Below are 15359 nucleotides of genomic sequence, written 5' to 3'. Positions count from 1 at the left end.
GTGAGCATTTTGGGCCCTATGAGATGGGAGCGCTCCCAAAGGGCTGATTAGGCGCTTTGTTCCGTAAGATCCCGTTCTATCGATCAAATCGGCCCTGGTGTAACGGTTATGTTTCGGCGTATTGACGCCGACATCACCCATGGAGCAACCTTCGTGGGAGCGCTCCCAACATCTACCTATCTCGGACCGGCAGTCGGGGACGGCCCGGGATGCACCTCCCATGACTTCGGGATACCACCTGAGAGGGGTCCGGAATGATGCACACCTCCCGTCGCGGCAGGCTGCTCGCGCTCGCCGCTGTGGCGACACTCGCCCTGGGCGTCACGGCGGCCTGCGGCACCGGCGACGACGAGAAGCCGGCCGGCGACGGCGGCTCCGCCGCGGCGGCGGAGCCGGTCACCGTCAAGGTGCAGACCTTCGGCGGTGGCAAGAACTTCGGCTACAAGGAGGCGATCGACAAGTGGAACGCCTCCCACACGGACATCATCATCAAGGAGGAGCACCTCACCGACCAGTTCGAGCAGGTCTACTGGCCGCAGATGATCCAGTGGCTGCAGTCCGGCACCGGCGCCGGTGACGTGGTCGGCATCGACGAGGGCGGCATGGGCCTCGCCAAGGCGCACCCCGAGTGGTGGGCCGACCTCGGCGAGTACGGCCTCAAGGACCGCCAGGCCAACTTCGCCTCCTGGAAGTGGGACGGCGGCACGACCTCCGACGGCAAGCTGTTCGGCCTCGGCACCGACATCGGCGGCATGAGCCTGTGCTACCGCCGCGACCTCTTCGAGAAGGCGGGTCTGCCGGCCGACCGGGACGCGGTCAGCAAGCTCTGGCCCACGTGGGACGACTTCGTCAAGGTCGGCAAGGAGTTCCAGGCCAAGGTCAAGGACACCAAGTTCGTCGACGGCACCAACACGCTCTACAACGTCGTGCTGGTGCAGGAGGGCGCCAAGAACGGCAACGTCACCTACTTCGACAAGGACAACAACCTGATCGTCGACAAGAACCCGGCGGTCAAGGCGGCCTACGACTTCGCCGCCAAGATCAGCCAGGACGGCCTCACCGCCAAGCTGCGCAACTTCACCGACGAGTGGAAGACGGGCATGAAGAAGTCGCAGTTCGCGACGCTCGGCTGCCCGGCCTGGATGCTCGGCGTGGTCAGCGGCGACGACGCGGCCGGCCCCGACTTCAAGGGCAAGTGGGACGTCGCGGCGGTCCCGGGCGACGGCGGCAACTGGGGCGGCTCCTGGCTCGCGGTGCCCAAGCAGAGCAAGCACCCGAAGGAGGCCGCGGCCGTCCTCGACTACCTGACCGGTCAGGAGGGCGAGGTCAGCGTCTTCAACTACGCCGGCAACATGCCGAGCAACACCCTCGCCCAGCAGGACCCGGCGGTCCAGAGCGCCAGCAATGAGTACTTCAACAACGCTCCGGTCGGCGACATCTTCGCGAAGTCGGCCTCCTCGCTCCAGCCCATCTTCCTCGGCATCAAGCACGCCCAGGTCAAGAACGCGATCGAGTCGGTCGTCTCGGCGATCGACGACGGCTCCGTGCCGTACGCGCAGGGCTGGCAGAAGCTCGTCGACGACGCCGTGAAGGCGGCCGGCTGATCCCCGCTCGCCGAACCAGCACCGGCCCGCCGCAGCGGCACCCCGCCGGCGGGCCGGTCGCCTGCTTCCGCTGAAAGGTGACCCATGAGCGTTAACGTCGACGCGGGACGCGCCAGCCAGGCGCCGATCCCGCCCCCGAGGAGCAGCCCGCGGCGCTCCTCCGGCCTGGGCTTCCTGTCCTGGCTGGACCTGAAGGCCGCGCCGTACCTGCTCATCTCGCCGTACTTCCTCCTCTTCCTGGTCTTCGGGATCTTCCCGCTCGGCTTCACCCTGTGGTACTCGCTCTTCAAGTACGACCTCACGGGGACCGAGGAGTGGACGGGGCTCGGCAACTACACCGCGCTCCTGTCCGACGGCGCCTTCTGGAACGCCGTCGTCAACACGGTCGGCATGTTCCTCATCGCGACCGTGCCGCAGATCCTGCTGGCACTGCTGCTCGCGAACGCCCTGAACAAGCGGATCAGGGGCCGGCTGCTGGTCCGGATGGGCGTCCTGCTGCCCCTCGTCACCTCGGTCGTCGCGGTGGCCGTCGTCTTCACCCAGCTCTACGGCCGCGACTGGGGTCTGATCAACTGGATCCTGGGGCTGTTCGGCGCGGACCCGATCGACTGGAAGGCCCAGCGGATCCCCTCGTGGATCGCCATCTCCACCATGATCGACTGGCGGTGGACCGGCTACAACTCGATCATCTTCCTGGCCGGGATGCAGACCATCCCCAAGGACCTCTACGAGGCGGCGTCCATCGACGGGGCCTCCCGCCGGCGCCAGTTCTGGCAGATCACCGTGCCGATGCTGCGCCCGACCATGATCTTCGTGGTGCTCAACTCGACCATCGGCGGTCTCACCCTCTTCTCCGAGCCGACCACGTTCTTCGGCGGCAACGTCCACGGCGGCACCAACAGCCAGTTCCAGACCGTCTCGATGTTCATCGTCGAGCAGGGCTTCCGCGAGTTCGACTACGGGTACGCGTCCGGCGCCGCGTGGCTGCTCTTCCTGATGATCCTCATCGGATCGCTCGTCAACTTCCTGCTCGTCCGCCGGATCGGGGGCAACAAGTGACCACGCTCACCGTGGGAGACCGGCGTCGTGCCCCGACGGGGCGCAAGCGGTCCGACATGTGGTCGGCCACGCCGTGGACCAAGATCGTGCTGGTCGTCACCATCGTGATCTCGGCCTTCCCGATCTACTGGATGATCGTCATCGCCTCGCGTACCAACAAGGAGGCGACCGACATCCCGCCGCCGTTCCTGCCCGGCGGGAACCTCGGGGAGAACATCCGGCGCGTGCTCGCCAACGAGGACGCGCACTACCTGACCGGCCTCACCAACTCGCTGATCATCGCGGCCACGGTCACGGTGTCGGTGGTGCTGATCTCGACCTTCGCCGGCTTCGCCTTCGCGCGGCTGCGCTTCAGGGGCGGCAAGCTGCTCCTGCTGCTCGTCCTCATCACCATGATGGTGCCGCTGCAGCAGATGGGCATCGTGCCCCTCTACCGGGTCATGGTCAACCTCGAATGGATCGGCACGCTCAAGGCGGTGATCCTCCCGTACCTGCTGAACGGCTTCGGCGTCTTCCTGATGACGCAGTACACCGAGCAGGCCGTGCCGGGAGAGCTGGTGGAGGCCGCCCGCGTGGACGGCGCCTCGACGCTGCGGATCTGGTGGAACGTCATCCTGCCCGCCGTACGGCCCGGCATGGCGGTGCTCGGCATCAACACGTTCATGCTGACCTGGAACGACTTCATGTGGCCGCTCATCGCGCTGACCCCGGACAACCCGACGGTCCAGGTCGCGATCAACTCACTCAACGCGAAGTTCGGCACCGACTACGTGCTGGTCTTCAGCGGGACGGCCATGTCCATCCTCCCGCTCATTCTCGTATTCGTCCTCTTCGGCCGACAGATCATCGGTGGACTCATGGAAGGTGCGGTCAAAGCGTGACCACGCAGGAGACTCGGGCCGAGACCCGCAGCCCCGGACTGATGTTCCCCACCGGGTTCGTCTGGGGCGCGGCGACCTCGGCGTACCAGATCGAGGGCGCGGTCGCCGCGGACGGGCGGGGCACGTCCGTCTGGGACACCTTCGTCAACCAGCCGGGCCGCGTCGTGGGCGGCGAGAACGCCGGCGTCGCGATCGACCACTACAACCGCTACCGCGAGGACGTGCGGCTGATGGCCGGCCTCGGCCTCACCGCGTACCGGTTCTCGGTGTCCTGGCCGCGCATCCAGCCGGACGGGGCCGGGGCGGTCAACGCCAAGGGGCTCGACTTCTACAAGCGGCTCGTGGACGAGCTGCTCGCCCACGGCGTGGACCCCTGGCTGACGCTCTACCACTGGGACCTCCCCCAGGCCCTGGAGGACGCGGGCGGCTGGCCCGAGCGGGACACGGCGTCGCGCTTCGCCGACTTCGCGGCCCTGGTCCACGACGCGCTCGGCGACCGGGTCACGAACTGGAGCACGGTCAACGAGCCGTGGTGCGCCGCCTTCCTGGGCTACGCCTCGGGCGAGCACGCGCCGGGACGGCGCGAGCCGGCCGCGGCGATCCGCGCCGCCCACCACCTGAACCTCGCCCACGGCCTGTCCACACAGGCGATGCGGGCGCAGCGGGCCGACTCCCTGATCGGCGGGTGCGTGAACCTGTACGCGATCTCGCCGGCCACCGGCAGCGAGGCCGACCGGGACGCCGCCCGGCGCATCGACGGACTGCAGAACCGCTTCTTCCTGGACGCGCTGCTCAAGGGCGCGTACCCGGAGGACGTGCTGGAGGACCTGCGCGCGGTCACCGACACGGATTTCATCCAGGACGGCGACCTCGCCCTGATCGGCGCGCCGCTCGACACGCTGCTGGTCAACTACTACAGCCGGTTCACCGTGTCGGGGGCGCCCGGCGGGGCCCGGTCGGCCGCGGCGGCGCCGACGGACTCCGGGTCGCCGTGGGTGGGCAGCGAGCACGTCGGCTTCGTCAACGGCGGGCGCCCGGTGACGGCCATGGGCTGGGAGATCGACGACTCGGGCCTGTACGAGATCCTGACCCGGCTGGCGCGGGACTACCCGTCCGTGCCCCTGGTCATCTCCGAGAACGGCGCGGCGTTCGACGACGTGCTGACCGCGGACGGCCGTGTCCATGACCAGGAGCGACTCGCCTACATCGACGCCCATCTGCGGACCTGTCATGCTGCCATCGAGGCGGGCGTCCCGCTGCGGGGCTACTTCGCGTGGTCGCTGATGGACAACTTCGAGTGGGCCTGGGGCTATGGGAAGCGTTTCGGCCTCGTGTACGTCGACTATCCGACCCAGCGGCGCGTCCTGAAGGACAGCGCCCTGTGGTACGCGGAGGCGGCGCGACACGGTGGGTTGCCGGGCGCAGCAGAATAGGCCCGAGAAAAGTCAGGAGGGGGCAACGATGAACGGGGACCGCCGACCGGGGGCACGCCCGACTCTGGAGGCAGTCGCCGCCCGCGCGGGCGTCGGACGCGGAACGGTGTCACGGGTGATCAACGGCTCGCCGAAGGTGAGTGAGAGGGCCCGCGACGCCGTGCTGACGGCGATCAAGGATCTGGGCTACGTGCCCAACCGCGCGGCGCGCACTCTGGTGACCAACCGCACCGACACCATCGCGCTGGTGGTCTCCGAGTCCGAGCAGCGGGTCTTCGACGAGCCGTTCTTCGCGGGCATCATCCGCGGGATCGGCTCGGCCCTCTCCGAGACGGGCCTCCAGCTCATCCTGACGATGGCGCAGAACCGGGCCGAGCACGACCGGCTGGCGGACTACCTCACCGGCCAGCACGTGGACGGCGTCCTGCTCACCTCCGTGCACGGCGCCGACACGCTGCCCGAGCGGCTGGAGGCGCTGGGCGTGCCGACGGTGATGGGTGGCCGGCCGGTCGGGCCCACGCCGTACAGCTACGTGGACATGGACAACCGGGCGGGCGCCCGGCAGGCCGCCAAGTACCTGCTCGGCAAGGGCCGCGCCAGGATCGCCACGATCGCCGGCCCGCAGGACATGGGCGTGGGCGTCGACCGTCTCGCCGGTTATCGCGACGCGCTGCTCGCGACCGGCACCGGCGAGCGGGTGGCGTACGGCGACTTCTCCGAGGCGAGCGGCGAGGCGGCGATGCGGGAGCTCCTCGACCGCCACCCGGACCTCGACGCGGTCTTCGCCGCGTCGGACTCGATGGCGGTCGGGGCGCTGCACGTGCTGAAGGAGCGCGGCCTCAGCGTGCCCGGTGACGTGGCGCTGATCGGGTTCGAGGACTCTCGGTTCGCGCTGCACACGGAGCCGCCGCTGACCAGCGTCCACCAGCCGACCGAGGCGATGGGCCGCCAGATGGTGCAGCTCCTGGTCGCGCGGATCAACGGCGACGCGCTGGAGCAGCCCGTGGTCATCCTCGACACCCACCTGGTCATCCGCGCGTCGGCGTAGCCGCCGGGCCGTACAGCCCGCACGGCCATCCGGCCGTCATCCCATGCGTAGCCCCCGGGGCGCCGTGCCGGAAGCGGCGCCCGGGGGCGTTCCCGGGGCCGCCCGGGGCGCCGGGGCGTCACGGGTCCACGAGCCCAGCACCATCAGCGTCTTGGTGCCGGTGACGTTGCCGGCCCGGCGCAGGCGGTCGATCACGTGCTGGAGATGCCCGAGGTCGCGCACCCGGACGTGGACCAGCGCGTCGGGATCGCCGGCGATCGTGTACACCTCCTGGACCTCGGGGACGTCGATCGCGGTCCGGACGATCTCGCTGACCGGCGTCGTGCCGGGGTAGCTGAGCTCGGTGAACGCCTCGATGCCCCAGCCAAGCTTGGCGTAGTCGATCTGCACCGTGAAGCCGGTGATCACGCCGATGTCGCGCAGCCGGTCCACCCGCCGCTTGACGGCGGCCACCGACAGGCCGATCTCCGCCGCCATCTCCGAGAAGGTCCGGCGCCCGTCCTCGCGCAGCAGCCGCAGGATGCGGTGGTCGATGTCGTCGATTTCGGACATGGGAGAACTCCTCGGCTCGGCGAAACGAACCTTAGCGAAACGCGACTTTCCTGCAAACCTTTTGCGTCTTTTCGGCTTCTACTCGCCGGATACTTGCGCCCGCCCGGAACGCGTTGCTGTGCTTGGGCTCCCCCGAACGAAGCCAGGAGGTTCGCGTGCGCCCCACTTCCGCAGCCGGTCCGACCGAGGTGTCACTTGAGGACAGGTACACGGCAGCGGACGGCCGGGTGCTGATGTCGGGCATCCAGGCCCTGGTCCGCCTGACGCTGGAGCAGCGCCGGCTGGACCGGGAGCGCGGCCTCAACACGGGCGTCTTCGTCTCCGGCTACCAGGGATCGCCGCTGGGCGGGGTGGACCTGGAGATGGGCCGAGCCGCCCGCTTCCTCGAACCGGCGGGCGTCGTGTTCCGGCCCGGGCTCAACGAGGAGCTCGCGGCCACGGCGGTGGCCGGGACGCAGCTCCTCGCGCAGGTGCCGGGCCGCCGGTACGACGGCGTGACCGGCTTCTGGTACGGCAAGAACCCCGGCCTGGACCGGGCCGCCGACGCCATCCGGCACGGCACGCTGGCGGGCACCGCCGCGCTCGGCGGCGCCGTCGCGTGGATCGGCGACGACCCGGGCTGCAAGTCCTCGACCGTGCCCAGCTCGTGCGAGCCGATGTGCCAGAGCCTGTCGATGCCGCTGCTCGCGCCGGGCTCGGTCGCCGAGATCATCGAGTTCGGCCTGCACGCGGTCGCCGTGTCCCGCCTCAGCGGGCTGTGGACCGGCCTGAAGATCATCGCGGACGTCGCCGACGCGTCCGCCACCGTCGATCTCGGCCCGCTCCGGCAGGGCGTGCCGGCGCCGGACCACGCCGACCGCGGCGCCTCGCCCCTGCTGGTCGGCCCCGCCGCCCTGGACGCCGAGCACGACATGCTGACCCGCAGGCTGGAGCTGGCCCGCCGCTACGCCCGCGAGCACGGCCTCAACCGGGTGACCTTCGACGCGCCGCGCGCCACGCTGGGCGTGCTCGCCTCCGGCACGACGTACGCGGTGGTGCGGCGGGCGCTGGCCGACCTCGGCCTGGACGAGGACGCGATGGGAGACCTGGGCCTGCGGCTGATCCGGCTCGCGATGCCGTTCCCGCTGGCCCACGACCACCTCGCCGCCATGACCGCCGGCCTGGACAAGGTGCTGGTCGTGGAGGACAAGGTGCCGTTCCTGGAAGGGGAGCTGAAGGAGGCGCTCTACGGCGGCGTGCGCGTCCCCGACGTGGTGGGCCGCGAGTTGCTCACCGCCCGCGGCACCCTCGGCGCCGAGGACGTGGCCCGGGCGCTCGCCGCCTGCGTCGGCACGGACCGGCTGCCCCGTGCGGCGGCCGTCCGGCTCCAGTCCCTGGCTCCCCGCAAGGCGTCCCGCCGTACGCTGCCGCTGGTGGCCGCGCGCACGCCGTACTTCTGCTCGGGGTGCCCGCACAACTCCTCGACCCGCACCTCCGACGACACGCTGGTCGGAGTCGGCATCGGCTGCCACGCCATGATCGCCCTGGACGGGAACGGGCGCGGCACCCGGATCGGCATCACCCAGATGGGCGGTGAGGGCGCCCAGTGGATCGGCCTGGCCCCCTTCACCGAGGACCGGCACTTCGTGCAGAACCTGGGCGACGGCACCTTCCACCACTCCGGCTCCCTGGCGATCCGCGCCGCCGTCGCCGCCGGGGTGACGATGACCTACAAGCTGCTCTACAACGACGCCGTCGCCATGACCGGCGGCCAGCGCGCGGAGGGCCGGCTCGACGTCCCGGCGCTGACGCGGTCGCTGGCCGTCGAAGGGGTCCGCCGGATCGTCATCACCACGCCGGAGCCGGAGAGCTACCGGGGGGTGCGGGTGGCGCCGATCGCGACCGTCCGGCATCGGGACGACCTGGCCGAGGTCGAGCGGGAGCTGGCCGCCGTCGAGGGCGTGACCGTGCTGATCCACGACGACCGGTGCGCCGCCGAGGAGCGCCGGCTGCGCAAGCGGGGCAAGCTGCCCACCCCGGCCGCGAAAGTCGTGGTCAACGAGCGGGTCTGCGAGGGCTGCGGCGACTGCGGCGACGTCTCGACCTGTCTGTCCGTCCTGCCCGTCGAGACCGAGTACGGCCGCAAGACCCGGATCCACCAGCCGTCCTGCAACTCCGACCTGAGCTGCCTCAAGGGCGACTGCCCCTCGTTCCTCCTGGTCGAGCCGCGCCACTCGGAGAAGCCGCGCACGGCCACGCCGAAGCCCGTGCCGCGGCCGCCGGTGGAGGTGACGGAGCCGGCCCGCCGCCTGGGCGGCGCGTCGGCGCTGATCAGGATGCCGGGCATCGGCGGTACGGGCGTCGTCACGGTCTCGCAGATCCTGCAGATGGCGGCCCACATGGACGGGCTGCACGCGGCCGGGCTCGAGCAGACCGGGCTGGCGCAGAAGGGCGGCCCCGTCGTCAGCGACCTGCGCGTCTCGACCGAACCGGTCCCCGGATCGCTTCGCGCGACGCCCGGCACCGCCGACGTGCTGATCGGCTTCGACCTGCTCGGCGCCGCCGCCGACGGCAACCTCGCCGTCGCGTCGCCCGACCGCACGGTCGCCGTGGTCAGCACGGCGCTGGTGCCGACCGCCGCGATGGTCACCGGGCGCGTCGCGGTGCCCGGCTCCCCCGCCGACGCGCTCACCCGGGTCGAGTCGGCCACCCGCGGCGCGGACAACCTCTATCTCGACGCCCACGGGCTGGCCGAGGCGCTGTTCGGCGACCACATGCCGGCCAACATGCTCCTCGTCGGCGCGGCGTACCAGCACGGCTGCCTCCCGGTCTCGGCCGAGTCGATCGAGCGGGCCATCCGGCTCAACGGGGCGGCCGTCGAGCAGAACCTCGCGGCCTTCCGCTGGGGCCGGGCCGCCGTGGTGGACCGCGACGCCGTCCTCGCCGCCGCGTCCCCGGCGCGGGCGACGGCCCCGGAAGCGGGATCAGCCGCGGGATCGGAGACCGCGCCCGAGTCCCTGGAGCGGGCCCTCGCCACGCGGGTCACGGACCTGACCGGCTACCAGAACGCCGCCTACGCGCGCACGTACGCCGAGGACGTGCGCCGCGTGGCCGCCCTGGCCGCCGAGCGGGCGGGTGAGGAGGCCGGGGCGCGGATCGGCCTCGCCTACGCCCGGTCCCTGCACAAGCTCATGGCGTACAAGGACGAGTACGAGGTCGCCCGGCTGCACCTGGACCCGGCGGAGAAGGCCAGGCGGGAGGAGGAGTTCGGCGCGGACGCGGTCGTCTCCGTGCTGCTGCACCCGCCGCTCCTGCGCGCGCTGGGCATGAAGCGCAAGATCAGGCTGCGCCGCTCCGCGGGCGCGCTGTTCCAGGGGCTGCGCGCCGCCCGGGTCCTGCGCGGCACCGCGCTCGACGTCTTCGGCTACGCCGGGGTGCGCCGGGTCGAGCGGGAGCTGGTCGGCGAGTATCGCGCCCTGGTCCGCGACGCCCTCGCCCGGCTCACCCCCGGGACGGCCGACGCCGTCGCGGAGATCGCGGCCCTGCCGGAGGCGATCCGCGGGTACGAGGACATCAAGCTCGCCCGGGTCGCCGAGTACCGCGAGCGGGCCGCGGCCGCCCTGGCGCGGCTGACCGCTCCCGAGCCCGCCCCCGAACCCGCCTGACCCTCGCACACCTGGAACCCCCGGGACGTCAGGTCTCGGGGGAGGCCAGGAGCCGCTCGGCTTCCTCGTCGGTCATCCCGTCCAGCTCGGCGATCAGCAGGTCCTCCACGGCGGACGCCAGCTCGGCCACCGTCCGGGCCTCGAAGACGGTCCGCACCGGCACCTCCACCCCCGTCGTCCGGCGCAGCCGGGCCGCGACCCGGGTGGCGAACAGGGAGTGGCCGCCGAGGGCGAAGAAATCGTCGAAGGCGCCCACGCCGGGGACGCCGAGCAGCTCCTCCCAGATGCCGGCCACCAGCTTCTCGGCGTCCGTGCGCGGCGGGACGTCCGCGGGCGCGAAGGCGCGCTCCGGTTCCGGGAGCGCGGCCCGGTCGATCTTGCCGCGTGCGGTGAGGGGCAGCGCGTCCAGGGTCACCCAGGCGGTCGGGACGAGATGGCGCGGCAGCGCCCGCGCGACGTGCGCCCGCAGCTCCTCGTGCCCGGCGGTGCCGGTCACGTACGCCACGAGCCGCTCCGCGCGGACGGTGACGAACGCCTGACCGACCTCGGGATGGGCGAGCAGCCGGGCCTCGACCTCGCCGGGTTCGATCCGGAAGCCGCGCACCTTGAGCTGGTCGTCGATCCGGCCCAGGAACTCCAGCCTGCCGTCCGGCCGCCACCGGGCCCGGTCCCCGGTGCGGTAGCGGCGCGCTCCCGGCGGGCCGCCGGGGTCGGGCACGAAGGCGGCGGCGGTGCGCGCGGGACGGCCCAGGTAGCCCCGGGCGACCCCCGCCCCGCCGATGACCAGCTCCCCCACCGCCCCCTTCGGGAGCGGCGCGCCCCGGCCGTCGAGGAGGTGGACCGCGGTGGCACCCACCGGCCGTCCTATCGGGGGGCGTGCGGCCGGGCCGCCGTCGTCGCGGGCCAGCTCGGTCGCGGTGGCGATGACGGCGGCCTCGGTCGGGCCGTACGTGTTGACGAGCCGGACCCCGGCTCCGAACCGGTCGTGCCAGCGGGCCACGGCCGCGCCGGACGCCTGCTCGCCGCCCAGGATCACCAGGCGCAGGGACGACGGCCAGGCGATCTGGTCGATCTCCTCGACCAGGTGGTGCCAGTAGGCGGTGGGCAGGTCGAGCACGGTGACCCGGCGGCCCGCGGGAGACGCCAGCAGGTCGGGGAGTGTGGCCGCGCCCTCGGGCAACAGGACCAGAGCGGCCCCGGCGGCGAGCGCCGGGAACACCTCCTCCAGATGCGTGTCGAAGCTCAGCGACGCGAACTGGACCACGTGGTCGCCCGGCGTGAGCCCGTACTCCTCGCGCATCCAGCGCACGCGGGCGGCGATGGCGGCGTGCTCGACCGCGACCCCCTTCGGGCGGCCGGTCGAGCCGGAGGTGGTGATGACGTACGCCAGGTCCGCGGGCCGGGCGGGCGGCGCGACCGGGGAGCCGGTCCCGACGGCGCTCCCGACGGCCCCGGGGCCGGTCGCGGGGTCGATCGCGGTGAACCCGTCCGGCAGCTCCCGCCGGGTGATCACGTGGGTCACCCCGCAGTCGGCGAGGGAGAAGGCGAGCCGTTCGTCCGGGTCGTCCGGGTCGAGCGGCAGGTAGGCCGCGCCGGCCCGCCAGACGGCGAGCAGGGCCGTGATCGCCTCGACGGAGCGGGGCAGGCACACGCCCACGACGTCCCCGGGCCGGACGCCGCCCGCGCCGAGGGCCGCGGCCAGCGCCTCCGCCCGCGCGTGCAGCTCCCGGTGGCTCAGCACCGTGTCGCCGCAGATCACCGCCGCGGCGTCGGGCGTGCTCCGGGCCGCCTCGGAGAGCATCTCGGGCACGAGCGGTCCGCCCGGGTCCGCGCCGTCGCCGGCGAGCGCGCGGATGTCCGCCCGGTCGGCCTCCGTCCAGAGGCGCAGCTCCGAGATCCGCCGGAACGGCTCCGCCGCGACGGAGCCGAGCAGGAGCAGGAAGCGGTCGGCGAGCCGCCGGACGGTCTCCCGCCCGGCCTCTCCGGCCCCGGCCCGGGAGACGTCGTAGCAGAAGGAGACGGCGAGCTCGGGGCCGTCCCGCCACGCCTCGACGAGCAGGTCGACCTTGGCCTGGCGGAAGCCGTCCGGGAACAGGCTCACGGCCAGGTCGCCGAACGGCCCGGCCGGGCCGGTGTCCTGGTTGTGCAGGATCAGCATGGTGGGCATCAGCGCGTCGGGCGGATGGCCGATCCGCTCGAAGGGTACGGACGGCCGGCTCATCGCGCTCAGCGCCTCGGTCCGGGTGCGGGCGAGCAGGTCGGTGAACGCCGGATCGCCGTCGAGGTCGCCGCGCAGCACCACCGTCTGGGCGAGGTAGCCGACCAGGGGTTCCAGTTCAACGCGCTCGCGACCCGCGACGGCCGTGCCGACCAGGAGGTCGGTCTGCCCGGTGTGGCGGTGCAGCAGGACCTGGTAGGCCGCCATGAGCACGGCGAACAGGGTGGTCCGGTGCTCGCGCGCGAGCCGTTCGAGGCCGCGTGTCGCCTCCTCCCCGAGCCGGACGACGTGGAACGCGCCGCTTCCGGCGGTGCCGGTCCGCTCCGTCTCACCGGCGCCGACCGTGGGAAAGGGCGGCTCCGGCGGCGGCGGGTCGGCGAGCCGCTCCTGCCAGTACGGCACGGCGCGTTCGGCCCGGCGGCGCTGCCAGCGCGCGTAGTCCGTGGGCTGGACCGGCAACGGCCGCAGCCGGGGCTCGCGGCCGCCCAGCCGGGCGGTGTAGCACTCCGCCAGGTCGTCGAGGAGCACGTTCAGGGACCAGCCGTCGCCGATGATGTGGTGCATCGTGACGCACAGGACGTGATCGTCCGGAGCGATCCGGATCACGGCGACGCGCAGCGGCACGCCGTCGGCGAGGTCGAACGGCGCGTTGACGCGCGCGGCCACCAGGCGCTCGGCCGCCTCCCGGTCCGCCGCGTCCGGCCAGCGGACCGGCTCATCGGTTCCGGGCGCGGGGACGGCGGTCCCGGGAGGCGCGGCGACCGCCCAGGGCACCCCGTCCACCTCGGCGAAGCGCGTGCGCAGGCTCTCGTGCCGGGCGACGACGCGCGCGAACGCGTCCTCCAGGGCGGCGCGGTCGAGCGGCCCGCGCAGCCGCCGGACGAGGTACATGGTGTAGGAGGCGTCGTCCGGATAGAGGCGCTGGAGGAACCAGAGCCGCTCCTGCGCCGGGGACAGCGGGGCCCGCACCGGGGAGGCCGGGGGCCTCATGCGTCCGGCGCCAGTTCGTCGAAGAGGGCGGCCAGCTCGTCGGCGTCGAGGCCGTCCAGCTCGTCGCGGAGCGCGGCCACCTCCACGAGGTCGAGGTCGTCGTCGTCGAGGCGGTTCATCTCCACGGCCAGCTCCGCGACCGTCGGGTGCTCGAACAGCACCGCGATCGGCACCACGACGGTGAACCTGGCCTGGATCCGCGCGTTGATCCGGGTGGCGGTCAGCGAGTGCCCGCCCAGCTCGAAGAAGTCGTCGTCCACGCCGATCGGTTCCTCGACGCCGAGCACCTCGCCCCACATCGCCACCAGCTCCTCCTCCAGCGCGGACGCCGGAGGCCGGTACGGAGCCGTCCGGGCACGGGTCCATTCGGGCGGCGGCAGCGCCTTCCGGTCGAGCTTGCCGTTGGGGGTGAGCGGGAGGGCGTCCAGCACCACGTGGTGCGCGGGCACCATGTAGTCCGGCAGGCTCCGGCGCAGCCGCTCGCGCAGCGCCGCCCACGCTTCGGCGTCGTCCCCCTCGGCCCGCTCGGTGGCCCGCGCGGCCGGGTCCCGCGGTCCCGGGACGAGGTACGCGACCAGGCGGGGCAGGCCGTCCGGTCCGTCGCAGACGCCGGCCGCGGCGTCCGCGACCCCGGGCGCGGCGCGCAGGGCGGTCTCGATCTCGCCCAGCTCGATCCGGAAGCCGCGCACCTTGACCTGCTGGTCGGCCCGGCCGAGGTAGTGCAGCCGCCCGTCCCGGACCGCGACCAGGTCGCCCGTGGCGTACATGCGGGCGCCGGGCATACCGGAGAAGGGGTCGGGCAGGAAGCGCGACGCCGTCAGGGCGGGCATCCCGCGATATCCGACGGCCACCCCGGCGCCGCCGATGTGCAGCTCGCCGGCCTCGCCCGGCGGCACCGGCCGCCCGTCCGGGCCGAGGACGCGTACGGTCGTCCGGCCGATCGGCTCTCCCAGGTCGACCGGCGCGGGCGACGGCGCGACCCGCCCGGCGGTGGACCACACTGTCGTCTCGGTCGGGCCGTACACGTTCCACAGCCGCGCGCCACCGTCGAGGAGCGCGTCGGCGAGGTCGCGCGGCAGGGCCTCCCCGCCGCAGAGCCGGGTCCTGATCCCCTCGGGTACGCCTCCGGATTCGAGCAGGATCCGCCAGCTCGCCGGGGTCGCCTGCATCACCGTGACCGCCTCGGCGACGGCGCGGGCCCGCAGCGCGCGGCCGTCGGCGGTCTCGTGCGCGGAGGCCACGACCACCCGGGCGCCGCAGACCAGGGGCAGCAGCAGTTCCAGGACCGAGATGTCGAAGGACAGTGTGGTGACCGCGAGCCAGGCGTCCCCGGGCGTCAGCTCCAGCAGGGAGGCGAAGGACTCCAGCAGGTTCGCGACCGCGCGGTGCGGGACGACGACCCCCTTGGGCCGTCCCGTGGAGCCCGAGGTGTACATCAGGTAGGCCGGGGACGACGACGCGACGGAGGGCGCGTCCGGGATCGTGTCCGCGGCCGGGCCGGTCGCCGGGTCCAGGGGTGTGCCGTCCGGCGTGAGCCGGACGACGTCCCGGACGCCGTCGAGCAGGCGGGCGTCCACGGACGGCTGGGTCAGCACCAGCGCGACGCCCGCGTCCTCGCGCATGAGCCTGAGCCGCTCCTCCGGGAAGGCCGGGTCGAGCGGCACGTAGGCGCCGCCGGCCGCCCATACGGCCAGCATGGCCACGATCATCGCGGGCGTCCGGTCGAGGCACAGCCCGACGGGGGTCTCGGGCCCCGCGCCCCGCCGCCGCAGTTCGTCCGCGAGCCGGCCGATCCGGTCGTCCAGCTCGCGGAAGGTCAGCTCGCCTCCGGCGCCGCTCACCGCGACGCCGTCGGGGCTGAGGTCACGCCATCGCCGGATCAGCCCGAGGGCTGTCACGCCGCCGGTCACCCCGTCGTTCACCTTTGTCC

Annotated in this window: 9 protein-coding genes; 6 read left to right on the top strand and 3 right to left on the bottom strand. The window is 72.9% G+C overall.

The window, feature by feature from the left end:
- Window positions 1-254 precede the first annotated feature (254 nt).
- The 5 genes from AWQ71_RS13495 (at window position 255) to AWQ71_RS13475 (ending at window position 6025) form a co-directional block, all read left to right on the top strand.
- Window positions 255-1604 (top strand): ABC transporter substrate-binding protein, encoded by a 1350-nt coding sequence (locus AWQ71_RS13495; RefSeq protein WP_067132273.1) that lies wholly within the window; start codon window positions 255-257, stop codon window positions 1602-1604.
- An 84-nt stretch (window positions 1605-1688) separates the two neighbouring features.
- Window positions 1689-2663, top strand: a complete 975-nt coding sequence (locus AWQ71_RS13490; protein ID WP_067132272.1) for a carbohydrate ABC transporter permease — start codon at window positions 1689-1691, stop codon at window positions 2661-2663.
- Between the two features lie 56 nt (window positions 2664-2719).
- A complete protein-coding gene (locus AWQ71_RS13485; RefSeq protein WP_084258858.1) occupies window positions 2720-3544 on the top strand; it encodes a carbohydrate ABC transporter permease in 825 nt (274 codons plus the stop codon).
- Window positions 3541-4977, top strand: coding sequence for a GH1 family beta-glucosidase (locus tag AWQ71_RS13480; protein ID WP_245658259.1), 1437 nt, complete (start codon window positions 3541-3543; stop codon window positions 4975-4977). Before AWQ71_RS13485 ends, AWQ71_RS13480 begins: the two co-directional genes overlap by 4 nt.
- A 28-nt stretch (window positions 4978-5005) precedes the next feature.
- On the top strand, window positions 5006-6025 hold the full coding sequence (locus AWQ71_RS13475; protein ID WP_067132267.1) for a LacI family DNA-binding transcriptional regulator: 1020 nt from the start codon (window positions 5006-5008) through the stop codon (window positions 6023-6025).
- A 36-nt stretch (window positions 6026-6061) separates the two neighbouring features.
- Here AWQ71_RS13475 and AWQ71_RS13470 read toward each other — a convergent pair whose 3' ends face one another.
- Entirely contained in the window at window positions 6062-6577 is a 516-nt protein-coding gene (locus AWQ71_RS13470) for an Lrp/AsnC family transcriptional regulator (RefSeq protein WP_067132264.1), read from the bottom strand.
- Between the two features lie 155 nt (window positions 6578-6732).
- On the opposite strand from AWQ71_RS13470, the gene AWQ71_RS13465 reads away from it, so the two are divergent.
- Complete coding sequence (locus AWQ71_RS13465) at window positions 6733-10221, top strand: indolepyruvate ferredoxin oxidoreductase family protein (RefSeq protein WP_084258839.1); 3489 nt, start codon at window positions 6733-6735, stop codon at window positions 10219-10221.
- A 28-nt stretch (window positions 10222-10249) separates the two neighbouring features.
- Here AWQ71_RS13465 and AWQ71_RS13460 read toward each other — a convergent pair whose 3' ends face one another.
- Both AWQ71_RS13460 and AWQ71_RS40120 read right to left on the bottom strand, forming a co-directional pair.
- Complete coding sequence (locus AWQ71_RS13460; protein WP_067132261.1) at window positions 10250-13429, bottom strand: non-ribosomal peptide synthetase; 3180 nt, start codon at window positions 13427-13429, stop codon at window positions 10250-10252.
- A complete protein-coding gene (locus tag AWQ71_RS40120; protein WP_169806560.1) occupies window positions 13426-15351 on the bottom strand; it encodes a non-ribosomal peptide synthetase in 1926 nt (641 codons plus the stop codon). Before AWQ71_RS40120 ends, AWQ71_RS13460 begins: the two co-directional genes overlap by 4 nt.
- Between the last annotated feature and the right edge of the window lie 8 nt (window positions 15352-15359).

Source organism: Microtetraspora malaysiensis (assembly GCF_001528665.1).
Taxonomy (GTDB): Bacteria; Actinomycetota; Actinomycetes; order Streptosporangiales; family Streptosporangiaceae; genus Microtetraspora_A; species Microtetraspora_A malaysiensis.
The sequence above is the reverse complement of the archived record's forward strand: the minus strand, read 5'-3'. Positions and strand labels throughout refer to the sequence as shown.